This window comes from Melaminivora alkalimesophila, from assembly GCF_000282995.1.
GTDB classification, from domain to species: domain Bacteria; phylum Pseudomonadota; class Gammaproteobacteria; order Burkholderiales; family Burkholderiaceae_C; genus Melaminivora; species Melaminivora alkalimesophila.
Genome location: NZ_ALEE01000362.1, coordinates 1 through 960 on the forward strand (window position 1 = coordinate 1; position 960 = coordinate 960).

Annotated in this window: 1 protein-coding gene; it reads right to left on the bottom strand. The window is 73.6% G+C overall.

The genetic code is table 11. The features are described 5' to 3' along the window. Nucleotides 1-183 precede the first annotated feature (183 nt). On the bottom strand, nt 184-960 hold a 777-nt coding region (locus tag A612_RS06685; RefSeq protein WP_019373737.1), incomplete at its 5' end, for a helicase C-terminal domain-containing protein.

Consider the following 960-nt stretch of genomic DNA (forward strand, 5'->3'; position numbering starts at 1 on the left):
TGATGCGGCGAAACAGCGCGGCGTGGGGGGTGTCGTTCTCGGGGGTCATGCGGGCTCCGGGAGGGTGGGAAAGCGGTGGACGGCGCGTCTGGCGCGCCTGCTTGCCACTCTACGAAGCCAGGGCGCGCGAGCGGGTCGGCGCCGGGCCAGCGCCGCTGTGGGGCACGTCCGACGCCGTCGGGATCAGCGGGCGCGCCGCTCGAGCGTGAAGGGCGGCAGGCCGGTCAGCAGCCGCTGGCCGTAGCCGGTGCGCACCAGCCGCTTGTCGTAGCAGTGCACCTGCGCCCGGTCCTCTTCCGTGCGGATCGCCCGGCCCACCCACTGCGCCAGCCGGATCGCGGTCGCCGGCACCACCAGTTCGGTGAAAGGGTCGCGCCCGGACGCGCGCAGCCATTCCGCGCGCGCCTCGCTCACCGGATCGTCCGGCGGCGCGAAGGGCAGTTTGGTGATGAACAGCGACTCGCACAGCGCGCCCGGCAGGTCCAGGCCCTCGCCGAAGGACTGCATCCCGAAGATGATGGACGGCAGCCCCCCGCCCACGCGCTCGCGGTGGCGCGCGAGCAGTTCGCGCCGCGGCAGTTGCCCCTGCACCAGCACCACGGGGCGCAGCGCGGTGGGCAGTTCTTCGACGGCGCGGCGCATCTGCTCGCGCGAGGTGAACAGCACCAGCGCACCGGCCTCGACCTGCGCCAGGTCGGTCAGCAGCGCCTCGACCATCTCGGCCGTGAAGGCCTGGGCATCGCGGGGCTCGGCGCGTGTCTCGTGGGCCACCAGCGTGCCCTGCCGGGCGTAGTCGAAAGGGCTGTCCACCGCCAGGGTGGTCACGGCCTCATCGCCCGCCAGGCCCGCCTCGCGCAGGAAGAAGTCGAATTGGCCGCAGCTGGTGAGCGTGGCCGAGGTCAGGACCGCGCCGCGCACCTGCGACCACAGGTTCTGGCGCAGCGCGCTGCCCGGCAGCAC